Below are 15,477 nucleotides of genomic sequence, written 5' to 3' on the forward strand. Positions count from 1 at the left end.
GGTTGTGCATAACCTGTGGATCGGCCGGTGACGGGCGGCCGCGTACCGCCCAGAATCGCGATCATGAGCCATCGCCGACAGTCCCGGCCGCTGCTGTTGCCGGGCGTACGCCCGCTCTGGCGGGATCGTCGGCGGGTGCAGCTCGGGCTGGATCAACGCCGGGCGGTCGTCCTCGAATTGGCGCACCCGTCGGCCGGTCGGCTGCTCGACCTGCTGGACGGCTCGCGTACCGAACGAATGCTGCTGGACCAGGCCGCGTCGCTGGGCATGGGCGAGGACGCCACGCGTACCCTGCTGCGCGATCTGATGGACCGCGGTCTGGTGATCACCGCGGACACCCTGCTCCCGGCGGGGCTGCCGGCCGCGGACCGCGAGCGGCTGAGCCCTGAGGCGGGCGCGCTGGCGCTGGAGCAGCCACCGCGGACGCCGGCGGAGGTGCTGCGGCGGCGAGCCCGGTCGCGGGTCGTGATCGGCGGTGGCGGACGGCTGGCCGGGACGGTGGCCGACGGGCTCCGCGAAGCTGGAGTACGCCGAGTCGCGGAAGCGATCGAGCCCCAAGCCCTGCTTCCCGATCGCGTCGGCGGCCCCCGAGTACGCGCGGGCGGCGCTGCCCTGCGGATCGAGATCTCCGGCGGGCGGCTGCCGGCGATTCGATCTCTGCCCCTCTTGTTGGTGACGGTACGCGAAGCCGCCGTCACCGTCGGTCCGATGGTGGTCGCAGCTCACGGCCCCTGTCTGCGGTGCCTGGGCCTGCACCGGATCGACCGCGACCCGAGATGGCCGCACCTGGAGACCCAGCTGCCCGCGTCGATCGAGACGGAGCCGCCGTGTTCGGCGGTGACCGTGCTCGCGGGAGCTGCGCGGACGGTCGCCGAAGCGCTCACCCTGCTCGATGGGGGGCCATCCGCGCTGATCGGGGCTAGTGTGGAGATCTCCGGCGCCGACGAGATCCGCCGACGGCGATGGGAGAGGCATCCGGCTTGCGCATGCCCGCCGTGAGGATGTCGGACCGATGATGGACGATCGGATGAGGGAGAATGGCCCGGTGACCGACATTCCACGCCGAGCCGTAGCCCGCACTGCCAAGCTCGCGTCGCTGCCCCTCGGCTTCGCCGGGCGTACCGTTCTCGGGTTCGGCAAGCGGGTCACCGGGATGGCGGCCGACGTGGTGGCAGCCGGGATTCAAGAGCGGACGGCCGAGCAGCTGTTCAGCGTGTTGGGGCAGCTCAAGGGCGGTGCGATGAAGCTCGGCCAGGCGCTGAGCGTCTTCGAGGCCGCGTTGCCCGAGGAGTTGGCCGGGCCTTATCGGCAGGCCCTGACGAAGCTGCAGGAGGCGGCTCCGCCGCTGCCGGCCGCCAGTGTCCACAAGGTCCTCGCCGACCAGCTCGGCCCGGACTGGCGCAGTCTCTTCAAGGAGTTCGACGACCATCCGGCCGCCGCGGCCAGCATCGGCCAGGTCCACCGGGCCGAGTGGAAGCTGCCGCGCAGGCGTACCGGGCTGCCCGTCGCGGTGAAGGTGCAATATCCCGGCGCGGGCGACGCCCTGATCGCCGATCTCGCTCAGCTGGCCCGGTTCTCCGCGCTCTTCGGCGTCATCCAGCCCGGCCTCGACGTGAAGCCGTTGGTCACCGAGTTGAAGGCGCGAGTCGTCGAGGAACTCGACTACGACCTCGAAGCCGCCTCGCAGACCACCTTCGCCGAGGCGTACGCCGACGACGAGCAGTTCCACATCCCTCGGGTGCTCATGAGCGCGCCCCGGGTGCTGGTCACCGAGTGGATCGAGGGCACTCCCCTGTCGGCGGTCATCAACTCCGGCACGGTCGGCGAACGGGACCAGGCCGGCCAGCTGCTGGCGACCTTGGCGTTCTCGGCGCCCAGCCGGGCCGGGATGCTGCACGCCGACCCGCATCCGGGCAACTTCCGGCTGATGCCCGACGGCCGGCTCGGCGTCATCGACTTCGGCGCGGTCGCCCGGCTCCCCGGCGGGCTGCCGGAGCCGATCGGGCGGCTCACCCGGCTCGCGCTCGAAGGCGATTCCGACGGCGTACTGAAGGGACTGCGCGAGGAAGGCTTCGTCAAGCCCGACGTCGACATCGACGCGCCCGCCATCCTGGAGTGGATCGACCCGATGCTCGAACCGCTGCGCGCCGAGGAATTCCGGTTCACCCGGTCCTGGCTGCGGGGCGAGGCGGCCCGGATCGCCAGCCCGAAGAGCCCGGCGTACGCGATGGGCCGGCAGCTCAACCTGCCACCGGCGTATCTGATGATCCAGCGCGTCACCATGGGCACCATCGGGGTGCTGTGCCAGCTGGAGGCCAAGGCCTCCTATCGCGACGTGATCGCGGAGTACCTGCCGGGCTTCGAGTCCGAACCCGTCTAGCACCGGAATGTGGCGCTGGATCAGGGTTCCCGATCGAATCTTGACCCAAGATTCGACCCAGAACCCTGATCCAGCCCTGTTTTGGGGAGACAAGAAAGCGCCCGGGCCGCGTACTCGCGGACCGGGCGCTGGTGTTTGGTCGTCGATCTACCGATCAGAAGGAGCCCGACTGGCGGGCCTGCTTACGCAGCGCCTTCATGGCGATGCGCTTCGCGGTGCGGGGTGCCTCGGTCTGAGGCTCAGGCATTCGCGCCCGCGTCAGCGCTTCGCTCAGTAGATACATATCGCCCATTCCACTGGTGGGATTCATTTCCTTCTCGCTCTCTCAATCATCTATTTCGGATGTAGCCGGTAAGACCCGGCTGGGTTGGTGCTTCGCTGCTGTGCTGTTCGGTTCAGGCGGCCAGTCGTACCGACTCGCGGCCGGTGACCGTCGCCACCCGGGCGACCGTCTCGGCCCGCAGGTCAGCGTCACGGGCGAGGTCCTCCTTGCGCGGACGGCCACGAGGACGCTTGCGCGCCACGATCGCACCGCGGTCGAAGATCTCACCACCCCAGACGCCCCAGGGCTCGGCCCGCTCCAACGCGCCCGCCAGGCACTCGGCCCGCAGCGGGCAGTCGCCGCAGAGGGCTCGGGCCAGCTCCAGCTCGGCCGGAGCGTCGGCGAACCACAGGTCGGGGTCGAACTTCCGGCAGGGCAGCTCCGCACCCAGCTCGACGGGGACGTCGAGAGCTGGGGCCAACGCCAGACTCATAGTCCTACTCACCTCTTCTTCCTTCTTGGGGGTTCTTCCCCAGGGGTGGCCGTAGTGGCAAATAAATGAGGCCGCGGATCCCGGTGTACGGGTTCCGCGGCCTCGAGGTGAGCCGGTGGTCTGTTTTCTAGACCGGCCTACCTCGAGGCGGAACACCGCGGAGTCCATCGACCTTGATCGACATGAACTCCGGCTTCTTCGCGTAGCCGCCGCGCGGGTCCTGGACCTGGATCTGCTCCGGGCTCAGGACGGTCTGCGGCTGCTGCGCGGCCAGCGGAGACACTGCTCCGATGACGTGACCCGGCTTACGGGCCATCAACACATCGCCACCCAGGCTCAGCTGGGCGATAGTGGGCAGACTGGTGCCACCGTTCGACGCGCAGGCAGAAGCGAGCATCGGCAGTCTCTGCGGCGTCATCGTCCACGTCTTCAGGCCCACCTGGCTCACCTCCTCACTGCTCTCCGCGTCCGGCTCTCGCCGGTGTCGCGCTCGGGTCTAGCTCCCGGGCAGGATTGCTCCCGCCGCTCGAACTGGTGTGACCGAAGGTTATTCCGCCTGCTTGAGCAGGCGCAAATGATTTTACGGTTCCGTTGCCAAGTTTTTTTCGCCGACAAGATCGTCGACGTCCGCGCCGTTGAGAAGCGCCAATGTCGCGGGCCCGTACAACTCGATCTTCCGAGGCCCGATGCCGGCGATGCTCATCAGGTCATCGGTGCTGGTGGGACGGCGTTCGGCGAGGGCCGTGAGGGTGGCGTCGGTGAACACCACGTACGCCGGGACGCCCTGCTCGGCGGCGACCCGCGACCGCCACTCCCGGAGTCGTTCGAAAAGTTCCTCGTCCAGGTCGGCGGGGCAGGTCTGGCACCGGCCGAGCTTGCGTTCCGAGCCGCCGAGCAGGGTCGCGCCGCACACCCGGCAGGACACCGCGATGGCCCGCCGACGGTCGACCTTCGACGGACCCTTCCGCTGGGCCGGGGCGTCCGAGCCACCGAGGCTCGGCAAGAACCGGCACGGCTTGCGAGCCCGGCCGCCCGGCGACCGGGACTGCCCGTAGCTCAGCCACAGCCAGTGCCGGGCCCGGGTCACGCCGACGTAGAGCAGCCGACGTTCCTCCTCCACCGCCTGCGGCGTCTTCGCGTACGCCGTGGGCAGGGTGCCCTCGACGAGGCCGACGAGGAAGACGGCGTCCCATTCAAGCCCCTTGGCGGAATGCAGGCTGGCCAGCGTCACCCCCTCGACGGTCGGGGCGTGCTGGGCGTCCGCCCGGCGGCCCAGCTCCGCGGTGAACTCCGTGAGCGTCGGCGAGCCGATCTCCTGGGCGAGCCGGTGCAGCGCCGCCAGCGCCTCCCAGCGTTCCCGGGCGGCCCCACCGGATGGCGGTTGCGCCGGTTCCCAGCCCAGACCGCGGAGGACCGCGGCGACCGCGTCCGGGACGGTGCCCTCCAGCTCGCCGCGGGAAGCCGACCGCAACGCGATCATCGCCTGGCGTACCTCGGCGCGTTCGAAGAACCGCTCCCCACCGCGTACGACATAGGGAACGCCCGCCTCGGCGAGCGCCTCTTCATATGCCTCCGACTGGGCGTTGGCCCGGAAGAGCACGGCGATCTCCGCGGCCGGGACGCCCGAGGCGATCAGCTCGGAGCAGCGGGCCGCGACCGCGGCCGCCTCGGTCGGCTCGTCGGCGAACTGCCGGATGTCCGGCGCGGGGCCGTCAGGCCGTTGGCCGACCAGGTCCAGGCGCAGCTTGGCCTCGACTCCTCCGGCCTGCCGGATCACCGCGTTGGCCAGACCTACCACTTGCGGGGTCGACCGATAGTCGCGGACCAACCGGACGACCGTGGCCTCGCGGAACTGGCGCGGGAAGTCGATGAGATAGCCGGAGGTCGCGCCGGTGAACGAGTAGATGGTCTGGGCGGCGTCCCCGACGACCGTCAGATCCCGGCGACCGCCGAGCCACGCGTCGAGCAGCCGCTGCTGCAACGGGTTGACGTCCTGGTACTCGTCGACGACGAAATGCCGGTACTGCGACCGGATCTGCTCGGCGACGTCGGAGTGCTCCTCGATCCCCCACACGATCGCGCGCAGCAGATCTTCGAAGTCCATCATGCCGGCCGCCCGCTTGACCTGCTCGTACGCCGTGAACACCTTGGCGATCTCGGCGGCCGGCAACGGCGTCTCGCGTTGGGCCTTGGCCGCCGCGACCTCGTATTCGCTCGGCTCGATGAGGCTGGACTTCGCCCACTCGATCTCGGAGGAGAGGTCGCGTGCGGTGGTGCGGTCGGCCCGTACGCCGGCCCGCGAGCCCGCCAGCGTGACCAGCCGCGCCTTGCTGTCGACCAGTTCCGGCATCTCGCGGCCGCGCAACAGGCGGGGGGCGAAGTAGCGCAGCTGACGAAGCGCGGCGGCGTGGAAGGTACGGGCCGATACGCCGGTCGCGCTCAAGGCGGCCAGCCGTTCGCGGAGCTGGGCCGCGGCGCGGGCGGTGAATGTGACGGCGAGCACATGCCGGGCCTGGACCTGGTCGTCGACCACCCGATGGGCGATGCGATGGGTGATCGCCCGGGTCTTGCCGGTGCCCGCCCCGGCGAGGATGCAGACCGGACCGGCCGGCGCGGTCACCGCCGCCAGCTGCTCCGGATCGAGTCCACGGAGTGGATCATGCCGTCCTGAGTCACCTGCCACAGCGTGCAATCATTCCAGGCGGCTCTGACGTTGCACTCGCCAGACACCCCTGCGTAGAAAGGTCCGTCGATGTTGACGATGTACTCCACCTCTTGGTGCGGTTACTGCCACCGGCTCAAGTCGCAGCTGGACCGGGAGGGCATCGGCTACACCGTGGTCGACATCGAGCAGGACCCCACTGCGGCCGAGTTCGTGATGAGCGTCAACGGCGGCAACCAGACCGTGCCGACAGTGCGGTTCGCCGACGGGACGACGATGACGAACCCGAGCATCGCCCAGGTGAAGCTGGCGCTCGCCGGCTGACTCACGTGACGGACAGGACGACCGAGGACGACGCGGACCGCGAGGCACTGGCCGGCGGCCTGGCGAACGCGGGGGCGGTCTTCCGTCGCGGTGCGGTGGTGGAGCGCCCGGCGCCGCCCAGCGCGCCGGCGCTCCATGCCCACCTCCTCGCACTGAAGGACCACGGCTTCGACGCTGCTCCGACTCCCGTGAGGCTCACTGCTGACGGGCGTGAGCAGCTGACCTTCGTCCCCGGCGAGGTGGCTCTGCCACCCTTTCCGGCCTGGGCACTGACGACGACCGCGCTCGAATCGGTGGGGAACCTGCTGCGCCGCCTGCATGAGGCCAGCGCGACCATCGCCGTCGACGCGGACGCCGAGTGGCCCCGGGATCTCGCCGACCCGGAGGGCGGAACGATGCTGTGCCACAACGACGTGTGCCCGGAGAACGTCGTCTTCCGCGACGGTCGCGCCGCCGCCTTGATCGACTTCGACCTCGCGGCTCCGGGCCGTCCACTCTGGGACGTCGCCATGGCCGCGCGCTACTGGGTGCCCACGCTCGATCCGGTGTCCGCGGCCGAACAGTTTCCCACCCGACTGGACACACCGGCACGGCTGCGGATCCTCGCCGACGGCTACGGCCTCTCGCCGGGCGAACGCGCCGAGCTGCCCGGCGTGATCGAACAGGCCACGGAGGTCTGCCGGGCGTTCGTCGCCCGCCGCGTGGCGGACGGTGACCCCGTCTTCCGCCGAGCGCTGGCCGACCGGGGCGGATGGGGACGCTGGGACCGCGTACAGAACTGGCTGAGCGGTCATCGCGAGATGTTCACTGCCGCGCTGCTGGACTGACCTGCTCGGGCGCTGACCCCGCCGCACTCGGCGATGCGGTTCGTCGACGGACGACGATGACGGACCCGAGCATCGCTCAAGTCAAGGACCGCCTCGGCGTGTAGTGCCATCACCTGCTGTCGGCTTCCCGGCCCGGCTCGGCACGCGCGGCGTACCGAGCGGTAACCGCATATGGGGCCTATGCTCTGTCCTCGGTCACTGTGCGTGCCCGGACCGTCGCAATCCCAGCGAAGCCCGCGTCGAGGCCGAACCGGGAAGCTCGCGTCGACCCAGGGCCAGTGCGGCGCACGCGAGGAGGTCCGCCCCGATGCAGCGAACGCCCAGTCCGGTCATGCGCCGGCGCCGCCTCGGTCTCGAGTTGCGGCGCCTGCGCATCGCCGCTGGTCTCACCGGCGATCAGGTGGTCGAACAGGTCGGCTGGGCGGCGAAGTCGAAGCTGTCCCGGCTGGAGAACGGCAAGAGCCGGCCCGACCTGGCCGACATCCTCGATCTCCTCGACCTCTACCAGGTACGCGGAGAGGGCCGCGACGAACTGGTCGCCATCGCCCGGGAGGCGGGCAACACCCGCTGGATCCGGGCGTACGCCGTGATGACGGCCCGCCAGCGGGGGTACGCCGAGCTGGAGGGCGGCGCCACCCAGATCCGGGAGTACGCCGCCGCCACGATCCCCGGCCTCCTCCAGACCCCGGAGTACGCCCGCATCCGGATCATGTCCTCGCGGCCGCTCCAGACCTTGCCGAGTCAGCGGAACGAGGACGACGAACGGCATGATCCGCAGGCCGAGGTGGAAGCGCGGATGGCCCGGCAGTCCATCCTCACGCGGGAGGCCGATCCGCCCGCGTACGAGGCCGTGCTGGACGAGGCGGCGCTGGCCGGGCGCAGTGCCCCAGCCGATGTCCTTTCCGGACAGATTCACCACCTTCGTGCGGTGGCATCGTTACCGAACGTAACTTTGCGGGTGCTGCCTCGCGAGGCCCGAGTGGGCGAATTCTTCCAACCGCAGCACGGTTTCTCGATCTATACCTTCGCCGATCCCGGTGACCTTCCGACCGTCGCGGTGGAGGCGCTAGCGAGTGATCTGACCCTCACCGACAGGACTGCGGCCAGCAGATATGCCAAGGTTTACGAGTGGCTGCGGTCGGCCGCGCTGGACCCTGTGGCGACAGTGGACTGGCTCAGCCGGCATGTCAACGCGACGCGCTGACATCCGCTGAACGAACCCGAGAGATCACCCGAACGGGCGGGCCTGAACCCCGATCGGGGTGAAGTCCTTGTTAACGCTCCGTGGTTTACCGCACCATAGTCCTCACCACTCGTGGAAGTTCCACCAATGGATCTCCCTCGAGCACCCTCCGCCGCCCTGGGCAGACACACGGAGAGACGTCACATGCGGTACCTCATAATCCGGACCGAGGTCAGGCCGGTTGACCTGACCGACCTCAACGCGCTCTGGTCTGAGGACGCACCGCTTCGCGACGAGACCGAATCGCCCGAGCCACGTCGGCAGACCGCCGAGGCGGATTCACTCGAAGCCGCTCTGCGCCTCGCCCGCGCCTTGGCCTCCGTAGGCGCCGTACGCGCCGGCCGTCAGCGAGTGAAGGTACTGAAACTCGGCCAGCCCCGCCTGATCTGACAGTCCACCGGCGCGACGCCCCTCCCCGGACGGAGGGGCTTTTTAAACACCCCTTTTGAAAGAACCCTTTAATCGCGTACGCTGAAGGTATGGCCGAGTTCCGAATGCGCGAACACACCGATCCGCAGGCGCTGCGGGCGCTGGCCCATCCGCTGCGCATGAAGCTGCTCCAGGAGCTGGCGCTGCGGGGCCCGGCGACCGCCACCGAGCTGGCCGAGCGCCTCGGCGACACCGCGCCGAACTGCTCCTGGCACCTGCGTCAACTGGCGAAGTACGGCTACGTCGAGGACGCCCCCGGCGGTCAGGGCCGACAGCGACCGTGGCGGTTCGTGCCCGCCGGCAACCGCTGGGGCACCCCGGGCGAGGCGCCCGAGATCACCGCCGCCGGCGACGCGGTCTCCGAGGTCATGCTCCAGTACGAGCTGGCCGAGCTCCAGTCGTGGCAGGAGCGCCGCAGCAAGCACGACGCGAACTGGCGAGCCGCGGCATTCCTCAACCAGAGCATCACCTGGCTGACTCCCGAGGAGCTCGACGAGATCGGTGCGCAGATCCAGGACCTCCTGCTGCGTCATCTCGACCGGCTCGCCGATCCGGAACTGCGCCCCGAGAACGCCCGACCGGTCCGGATGCTCGCCTGGGGCATCCCCGCCGAGCACTGAGCATCACCACGAGGACGAGAGGAGCGACGCCCACATGCGCACGGTGCTGCGCCGACCCGCCTTCCGGCTGCTGTTCGCCGGCTTGTTCTTCAGCATGACGGCCGAGTCCGTGCTGCTGTTGGCGCTGGGTATCTGGGTCAAGGACATGACCGGCTCGGACAGCCTCGCCGGCGCCACCTTCTTCGCCCTGGTCGCCCCGATCGTGCTCGCGCCGTTCATCGGCTTCGTCGCCGACCGCTACCAGCGCCGGCCCTTCCTCATCGCGACGAACATCTTCTCCGCGGTGATCCTGGCTCCGCTGTATCTCGTCCACGATCGAGGGACGCTCTGGATCATCTACGCCGTCGCGGCCGCGTACGGGCTGTCGTTCATCGCCGTGGGCGCGGCGCTCAACGGCCTCATCAAAGAGGTCATCCCGGTCGAGCTGCTCGCCGAGGCCAACGGCGCGCTCCAGACCGTCAAACAGGGCCTCCGGCTGTTCGCTCCGCTGCTGGGCGCCGGGCTCTACACCGCCTTCGGCGGCTGGGCCCTGGCCAGCCTCGGCATCGTCGGCTTCCTCATCGCGGCGGGCGTCATCACCGCGCTGCGCGTTCATGAGGATCAACCGGTACGCACAGAGCAGCGCTGGATGTCCGAAGTAACCGCCGGGGTGCGCCAACTGTTCGGACAGCCGGGCCTTCGGCTGGCGGTGCTCGGCACCACCCTGGCCATCCTGGTCTTCGGCCTCGGCGAATCGGTCTTCTTCGCCTTCAACGACCAGGGTCTGCACAAGCCGGCGGCGTTCCTGGGCGTGCTGATCAGCGTCCAAGGCGTCGGCGGGCTGCTCGGCGGGCTGACCGCCGCCGCGGTGATGCGTCGCGTCGGCGAGGTCGGCACGGTCGCCGCCGGGCTCATGTTGTTCGTCCCGATGTACTTCGTCGGCGCGGTCTACCAGAACGTCTGGGCGGCCTTCCCGGCGATGGTGCTCTGCGGCTTCGGCCTGCCCTACCTGATCGTGGGCCTGCAGACGCTGTTGCAGCGCACGACGCCCGCCGAGCTGATGGGGCGTACGTCGGCGGCGATGGACGCCCTGATCAGTGGGCCGCAGGCGCTCTCGATCGGGGCCGGGGCGATCCTCGTCGGGATCGTCGACTACCGCATCCTGCTCGGCGTCATGGCGCTGGTCGTCTCGATCGCCGGCATCTGGGTCTGGGCGGGGCGGCGGCTCACCCCACCGGCCGCCGCCACGCCCACCCAGTCCACGGATGAGCCCGCGCTGGTCACCGAAGGTCGAGCCAGCGCTGGATGAGGAAGGTCGAGATCGCCGCTTTCATCGGCAGTGCGATCTCGGCCCCCTCCGGATCGGCCATCGCGGCCTCGATCTCGGCCCGCGTGAACCACCGCGCATGGACGATCTCGCTCGGGTCGGTGGTGATCCTGGCCGCCGGATCGGCCTGCGCGAGGTAGCCCAGCATCAGCGACCGCGGGAACGGCCACGGCTGGCTGCAGATGTACGTGATGTCGAAGATCTCGACGCCGACCTCTTCGCGTACCTCCCGGGCGATGGCGGCCTCGCCGGACTCGCCCGGTTCGACGAACCCCGCCAGCGTCGAGTAGCGCTTGCGAGCCGCCTTCGCCCACATCGCGTTGCTGCCGAGCAGCGCCCGGCCCTCAGGACCCGGCAGTCCATCGTGGACGAGCACGATCGACGCGACGTCCGTACGCGGAAAGTGCTGCGTTCCGTCCGCCTGCCGGCGGACCCACCCGCCGTCCGATACCTCGGTCTTCTCCCCGGTCGCCGGCGAGTAGAGATGGTCGCGGTGCCACTTGATCAGGGCGACCGCCTCGGTGAACAGCCCGGCGTCGAAGTCTGGCAGGGTGTCGCCGATCTGCCACAGGTGCTGCGGTTCGCCCAGCAGCTCCGGGGCCTCGCCGGTGACCGCCTCGGGCACGAGGTCCCCGTCTATGGCGAAGTACGGCTGGTCCTCGGCCATGCCGAGGAAGAGCCGCTCGCCCTGGGGCGCCTGGGCGGGCGGCAGGAGAACCAGCCGCCCGTCGCGGACCAGCGCCTTGTCGTCCGGGCCGACGACCAGCACGAGCCCGCGTTCCCACGCCTCGGCCAGCGCCTGCGGATCGCGCCGGAGGTGCGCCGCCCGGTCGATCGCCGACCGGGACAGCGGCGGCAGGTCGGGCAGCGCGGGCATCGGGCTCATTCCTGCGTAGCGGCCTGAACCGTCACCGGCGCGACCGCCGACAACGACTCCTGCACGACCTTCGCGTCACCGAGCACGACCACCACGCCCTTGGCCGGGCCGAGATACTTCTCGGCGGCCGCGGCGACGTCGGCGATGGACGCCGCGGCCAGCCGCGCGGAGTGCTCCGCCAGGAAGTCGAGCCGCAGACCGTAGCCGGCGTACGTGCTGGCCAGTCCGGCGAGCCCGCTCTGGGTGGACATGCCCAGCTGCAGGGTGCCCAGCGCGTACTGCCGGGCCTGCTCCAGCTCGGCCGCCTCGACCGGGGTGGTGGCGATGCGGCCCAGCTCGTAGAGCGTCTCCACCAACGCGGGCGCGGTCACCTCGGTGGCCACCTCGGCGCTCACCAGCAGGGCGGACCCGGCGATCGAGTGGTCGATCAGCGAGTGCGGGCCGTAGGTGTAGCCCTTGTCCTCCCGGATGTTCTCCACCCAGCGGCTGGAGAAGTACCCGCCGAAGACCAGGTTGGCCAGCTGCAACGCGGCGTGGTCGGGGTGCATGCGCGGCACCGCCGGCAGCGCGATGCGCAGCGACGACTGCACCGAGTCCGGCCGGTCGGCAAGCAGCAGCGGACCCGGCACGAGCGCCGGCGTGGCCGGCAGCTCGACCGGAGCGCCGTTGCCGGACCAGTCGCCGAGCCTGCGCTCGGCCACCTCGATGACCTTCTCCGGGTCCAGGTCGCCGACGAGGATCAGGTGGGCGCCGAACGGGTGCAGCCGGGCGCCGTGCAGACCGAGCAACTGGTCGCGGTCGACCGCCTGGGCCTGCGCGACGGACGGCGTCTGCACGGCGTACGGGTGATCGCCGTACATGCGCTTCAGGAGTGCGACCCGAGCCAGGTGCGACGGCTGAGAGTGGGCGATCTGGATCCGGTCGACCAGGCGGGCCCGCTCGGTCTCTACTTCGGACTCCGGATAGGTCGCCCCGGTCAGCACCTGGGCGAGGATCTCCATGAGCCGGTCGAGCCCGGAAGCGAGCGAGTTGCCCGAGATCATCGCCCGGTCGGGGTCGACCCCCGCGCCGAGCGCACCGCCGACCGCCTGCAGCTCGGCCGCGATCTGAACGGTCGTCAGCTCCGCGGTGCCGGAGAAGAGCGTGTTGGCCAGCAGCGCGGACCGGGCCAGGTCGGCCCCGGCGAACGGGATCCGCAGGCGGACCTCCACGAGCGGGACGGCCGCACGCCGGATCGCGATCACGGTCAGCCCGTTGGCCAGCGTCTTCTCCGCCTGCGGCGGGAGCGTCAGCGGCCGGTTGGGGCCGAGGTCGGGAAGCGTGTGGGTCACTGCTCGTCTCCTTGGGCTGCGCCGTTGGCGCCGTTTCCGGCACCGGGGATGACCTCGACGGAAGCGCGCCGGTTCGGGCGCAGCGCCGCCGCGGCGGTGACGATCTGCTCGTCGGTCACCGAGGCGATCAGGTGCGGCAGCTCGTTGAGCAGGTTCGCGTCGCCGCGCTGCTGCTCCAGGACGGCCATCCGCAGGGCACGGTTGAGCGCGGCGTCGTTGTCCCGCAGCAGATGCGTCGCCATCCGGGCCTGCGTCCGGGCCAGTTCTCCGGCGACCAGGCCGTCGGTGGCGAGGCGGTCCAGCTCCTCGTCGACGGTCGCGAGTACGCGGTCGATGTTCCCGCCCGGGGGCAGGTGCGACTGGAGCAGCAACGCGGTGGGGTCGCGGACCTCGAAGGGCTCGCCCATGAAGCCGATGTAGCCGCCGACGCTGGTGACCGTACGGTCCTTGAGGACCAGCCGCTCGACCAGGCGGGAGGCGTCGCCGTCGGTCAGCACCTCGGCGAGGACCACGTACGCCAGGTAACCCTGCAGATCCGTGGCCGGGTCCGGCACGCGCCAGGCCGAGGCGACCGCCGGCAACGGGGCCAGCCGGTCGGTGTAGGACTCCCGGCGCTCGCTGGTGAGATCGGGCTCGCTGAAGTCCGGGCGTACCGGGGCGGGGCGGGCCTCGACATCGCCGAAGTGCTTCTCGACGAGCTTGCGGGTCTCGTCGACGTCGAGGTCGCCGGCGACCGACAACACCGCGTTGCCGCAGGCGTAGAAGCGCTGGAAGAAGTCGGCCGCGTCCGCGACGGTCGCCGACTCCAGGTCGACGAAGGACCCGTAGCCGTCGTGCGCGTTGGGGAACGAGTCGAACATGACCGGCGGCAGCTTCAGCCAGGGGAAACCGCCATAGGGCCGGTTGAGCACGTTGACCCGGATCTCCTCCTTGACCACGTCGACCTGATTCCGCAGGTTCTCCTCGGTCAGGCGCGGCCCGCGCATGCGGTCGGCCTCCAGGAAGAGCGCCCGCTCGAGCGCGTTGCTCGGCAACGTCTCGAAGTAGTCGGTGTAGTCCAGGTGGGTCGAGCCGTTGAAGGTGCCGCCCGCGCCCTGCACGTGCCGGAAGTGCGCCAGCTTCTCCAGGTTGGCGCTGCCCTGGAACATCAGATGCTCGAAGAGGTGCGCGAAGCCGGTGCGGCCCTCGGGCTCGGAGCGGATGCCGACGTCGTAGACGACGGCCACCCCGATCACCGGGGCGCTGGCGTCCGGGGCGAGCACCACCCGCAGGCCGTTGGGAAGAGTGAACTGTTCGACGGGATAGCGGGTGCGCGGGATCTCGATCGCCAAAGCCACCCCCCGACCCTAGCGCAGAGTCGGGCCCGTCAAGCCTTGCGGCGGAAGGCGTACGCGCCGAGCCCCGCGAGGAAGATCACCAGTGGCACGACGACGAGCCATCTGCGCCAATCGCGGCTCTCCGTCAGGGCGACCCCGACCGGGCGCTGCTCCGGCGTGACCACGGCGTGCGAGGCGCTCGGCGACCCGCTCGGCGCGGCGGTCGCCCCCGCCAACGCCGCCTTCAGGTTCAGCACGCCCGCACCGTATTGGCTGTCGGGGCCGACCGTGCCCTTGTCGGTCGCCGTCTCCCGCAGCCGGTCGGCGACCTGCTCGGCCGACATCTGCGGGTACGCCGACCGCACGAGCGCGGCCGCGCCGCAGAGGAGGCCGGTGCCGGTGGCCCCCGTTTGCAGCCGGTAGCCGCCGCCGGAGGTGGCGGAGATGAGGTCCGTCCCCGGTACGCCGACACCGCTGGTCTGGCGGCTGGCCGGCGGCACGGCGACGTTGCCCGCGCGGTCGAGCGGGATGGCGGTCAGCACGCCCAGGATGGACGACGGCCACGGCGAGAACACCCCGTTGGGCACGTCGCCGTCGGCCGCCACCACGAGGACGTCGGCGTCGAGGGCGTCCTCGACGGCCTCTCGCAGCCGCGGGTTCGGCGCGACGCCACGGCCTACGCAGACCACTTTGGCGCCCTTGGAGACGGCCAGGTCGATGCCGGCGGCCAGGGCTGCCGGGTCGCCCGCCTCGCCTGCCTTGGGGGCGAAGGCGACCGGCAGGATCTGGGCGCCCGGCGCGACCCCGAGTACGCCGTCAGCCCCGCCCGCGCCATGGCCGTGCCCGGCCACCAGCGAGGCGAGCGCGGTCCCCCGCCCGTCGGCGTCCTTCGTCCCGGCGGTCTCCGTCCCGGACAGGACCGAGCCCTGCAGATCGGGATGAGTGACGTCCACTCCGGAGTCGACCACGGCCACGACCACGCCGGTCCCCTTCGTGACGGCGTGCGCCGCCGGAAGGTCCAGCGAGGACAGGTACCACTGCTGGGAACGGACCCCGTCGGCGTACGCCGGGGCGCTGGTGACCAGCCCGATCAGGCCGGCGGCGACCAGGACGAGGGTGCCACGCTTGGCAGACATCAACGACCGCCCTCCCGGCGGGACCAAGGGGTGAAGCGAGGGTTGTGGAGAGAGGACAGGCTACCTCGCCCAAGTGATCAACGGTGGGGCGCGTACACCTCGACGACCGCGTTCGTGGCGGGCAGATGCGGGTGCCACGGAATGAGGACGATCGCGCCCGCGATGGTGACGCCGGCCGTCGCCACCGCCAGCACCATCAGGAGTTCCCTGGTCGCCCCCTTCACAAGATCAATGATGCCGGGCGGTTGTGACAGGATCAGTCAGGAACCGG

The 15,477-nt window shown here is 70.5% G+C and carries 16 protein-coding genes; 8 read left to right on the forward strand and 8 right to left on the reverse strand.

Annotated elements, in window-relative coordinates:
* Window positions 1-63: 63 nt before the first annotated feature.
* Together HDA40_RS19285 and HDA40_RS19290 are read left to right on the forward strand one after the other, a co-directional pair.
* Window positions 64-999 carry a hypothetical protein gene (locus tag HDA40_RS19285; protein ID WP_253757831.1) on the forward strand — a complete coding sequence of 312 codons (936 nt, stop codon included), beginning with the start codon at window positions 64-66 and terminating at the stop codon, window positions 997-999.
* Between the two features lie 46 nt (window positions 1,000-1,045).
* Window positions 1,046-2,380, forward strand: a complete 1,335-nt coding sequence (locus HDA40_RS19290) for an ABC1 kinase family protein (RefSeq protein ID WP_253757833.1) — start codon at window positions 1,046-1,048, stop codon at window positions 2,378-2,380.
* A 395-nt stretch (window positions 2,381-2,775) separates the two neighbouring features.
* On the opposite strand, the gene HDA40_RS19295 is transcribed toward HDA40_RS19290, so the two are convergent.
* The 3 genes from HDA40_RS19295 to HDA40_RS19305 all read right to left on the reverse strand — a co-directional run bounded on the left by HDA40_RS19295 (window position 2,776) and on the right by HDA40_RS19305 (window position 5,818).
* A complete protein-coding gene (locus HDA40_RS19295; RefSeq protein WP_253763687.1) occupies window positions 2,776-3,135 on the reverse strand; it encodes a WhiB family transcriptional regulator in 360 nt (119 codons plus the stop codon).
* Window positions 3,136-3,262: 127 nt separating this feature from the next.
* Window positions 3,263-3,553 carry a hypothetical protein gene (locus HDA40_RS19300; protein WP_253757835.1) on the reverse strand — a complete coding sequence of 97 codons (291 nt, stop codon included), beginning with the start codon at window positions 3,551-3,553 and terminating at the stop codon, window positions 3,263-3,265.
* Window positions 3,554-3,715: 162 nt separating this feature from the next.
* Window positions 3,716-5,818, reverse strand: a complete 2,103-nt coding sequence (locus tag HDA40_RS19305; RefSeq protein ID WP_253757837.1) for an ATP-dependent DNA helicase UvrD2 — start codon at window positions 5,816-5,818, stop codon at window positions 3,716-3,718.
* Window positions 5,819-5,887: 69 nt separating this feature from the next.
* On the opposite strand from HDA40_RS19305, the gene HDA40_RS19310 reads away from it, so the two are divergent.
* The 6 genes from HDA40_RS19310 to HDA40_RS19335 all read left to right on the forward strand — a co-directional run bounded on the left by HDA40_RS19310 (window position 5,888) and on the right by HDA40_RS19335 (window position 10,528).
* Entirely contained in the window at window positions 5,888-6,121 is a 234-nt protein-coding gene (locus HDA40_RS19310) for a mycoredoxin (RefSeq protein ID WP_253757839.1), read from the forward strand.
* A gap of 5 nt (window positions 6,122-6,126) precedes the next feature.
* On the forward strand, window positions 6,127-6,948 hold the full coding sequence (locus HDA40_RS19315; RefSeq protein WP_253757841.1) for a phosphotransferase: 822 nt from the start codon (window positions 6,127-6,129) through the stop codon (window positions 6,946-6,948).
* Window positions 6,949-7,255: 307 nt separating this feature from the next.
* Complete coding sequence (locus HDA40_RS19320) at window positions 7,256-8,152, forward strand: DUF5753 domain-containing protein (protein ID WP_253757843.1); 897 nt, start codon at window positions 7,256-7,258, stop codon at window positions 8,150-8,152.
* 183 nt (window positions 8,153-8,335) lie between these two features.
* Window positions 8,336-8,581, forward strand: a complete 246-nt coding sequence (locus tag HDA40_RS19325; RefSeq protein ID WP_253757845.1) for a hypothetical protein — start codon at window positions 8,336-8,338, stop codon at window positions 8,579-8,581.
* A gap of 89 nt (window positions 8,582-8,670) precedes the next feature.
* Window positions 8,671-9,240 carry a winged helix-turn-helix domain-containing protein gene (locus tag HDA40_RS19330; protein ID WP_253757847.1) on the forward strand — a complete coding sequence of 190 codons (570 nt, stop codon included), beginning with the start codon at window positions 8,671-8,673 and terminating at the stop codon, window positions 9,238-9,240.
* Between the two features lie 34 nt (window positions 9,241-9,274).
* Window positions 9,275-10,528: an MFS transporter gene (locus HDA40_RS19335; RefSeq protein ID WP_253757849.1), complete on the forward strand. Its 1,254-nt coding sequence runs from the start codon at window positions 9,275-9,277 to the stop codon at window positions 10,526-10,528.
* On the opposite strand, the gene nudC is transcribed toward HDA40_RS19335, so the two are convergent.
* From nudC to HDA40_RS19360, 5 genes are all read right to left on the reverse strand, one after another.
* The gene (nudC, locus tag HDA40_RS19340; RefSeq protein ID WP_253757851.1) at window positions 10,500-11,423 is read right to left on the reverse strand and encodes an NAD(+) diphosphatase; all 924 of its coding nucleotides are present in this window, start codon (window positions 11,421-11,423) and stop codon (window positions 10,500-10,502) included. The genes HDA40_RS19335 and nudC overlap by 29 nt on opposite strands.
* Window positions 11,424-11,428: 5 nt before the next feature.
* Window positions 11,429-12,754 carry a M16 family metallopeptidase gene (locus HDA40_RS19345; RefSeq protein WP_253757853.1) on the reverse strand — a complete coding sequence of 442 codons (1,326 nt, stop codon included), beginning with the start codon at window positions 12,752-12,754 and terminating at the stop codon, window positions 11,429-11,431.
* On the reverse strand, window positions 12,751-14,091 hold the full coding sequence (locus tag HDA40_RS19350; RefSeq protein WP_253757855.1) for a M16 family metallopeptidase: 1,341 nt from the start codon (window positions 14,089-14,091) through the stop codon (window positions 12,751-12,753). The genes HDA40_RS19345 and HDA40_RS19350 overlap by 4 nt, the downstream gene beginning before the upstream one ends.
* A gap of 29 nt (window positions 14,092-14,120) precedes the next feature.
* Window positions 14,121-15,206: a S8 family serine peptidase gene (locus HDA40_RS19355; RefSeq protein ID WP_253757857.1), complete on the reverse strand. Its 1,086-nt coding sequence runs from the start codon at window positions 15,204-15,206 to the stop codon at window positions 14,121-14,123.
* Between the two features lie 77 nt (window positions 15,207-15,283).
* Window positions 15,284-15,430, reverse strand: a complete 147-nt coding sequence (locus tag HDA40_RS19360; RefSeq protein WP_253757859.1) for a hypothetical protein — start codon at window positions 15,428-15,430, stop codon at window positions 15,284-15,286.
* Window positions 15,431-15,477 lie beyond the last annotated feature (47 nt).

The organism is Hamadaea flava (assembly GCF_024172085.1).
Classification (GTDB): Bacteria; Actinomycetota; Actinomycetes; order Mycobacteriales; family Micromonosporaceae; genus Hamadaea; species Hamadaea flava.

Excerpts from the sequence above, each read along its gene's own strand:
- HDA40_RS19355 (WP_253757857.1), bottom strand. The coding sequence starts at position 15,206 with ATGTCTGCCAAGCGTGGCACCCTCGTCCTGGTCGCCGCCGGCCTGATC.
- HDA40_RS19320 (WP_253757843.1), top strand. The coding sequence starts at position 7,256 with ATGCAGCGAACGCCCAGTCCGGTCATGCGCCGGCGCCGCCTCGGTCTC.
- HDA40_RS19310 (WP_253757839.1), top strand. The coding sequence starts at position 5,888 with ATGTTGACGATGTACTCCACCTCTTGGTGCGGTTACTGCCACCGGCTC.
- HDA40_RS19335 (WP_253757849.1), top strand. The coding sequence starts at position 9,275 with ATGCGCACGGTGCTGCGCCGACCCGCCTTCCGGCTGCTGTTCGCCGGC.
- nudC (WP_253757851.1), bottom strand. The coding sequence starts at position 11,423 with ATGCCCGCGCTGCCCGACCTGCCGCCGCTGTCCCGGTCGGCGATCGAC.
- HDA40_RS19285 (WP_253757831.1), top strand. The coding sequence starts at position 64 with ATGAGCCATCGCCGACAGTCCCGGCCGCTGCTGTTGCCGGGCGTACGC.
- HDA40_RS19295 (WP_253763687.1), bottom strand. The coding sequence starts at position 3,135 with ATGAGTCTGGCGTTGGCCCCAGCTCTCGACGTCCCCGTCGAGCTGGGT.
- HDA40_RS19330 (WP_253757847.1), top strand. The coding sequence starts at position 8,671 with ATGGCCGAGTTCCGAATGCGCGAACACACCGATCCGCAGGCGCTGCGG.
- HDA40_RS19300 (WP_253757835.1), bottom strand. The coding sequence starts at position 3,553 with ATGACGCCGCAGAGACTGCCGATGCTCGCTTCTGCCTGCGCGTCGAAC.
- HDA40_RS19325 (WP_253757845.1), top strand. The coding sequence starts at position 8,336 with ATGCGGTACCTCATAATCCGGACCGAGGTCAGGCCGGTTGACCTGACC.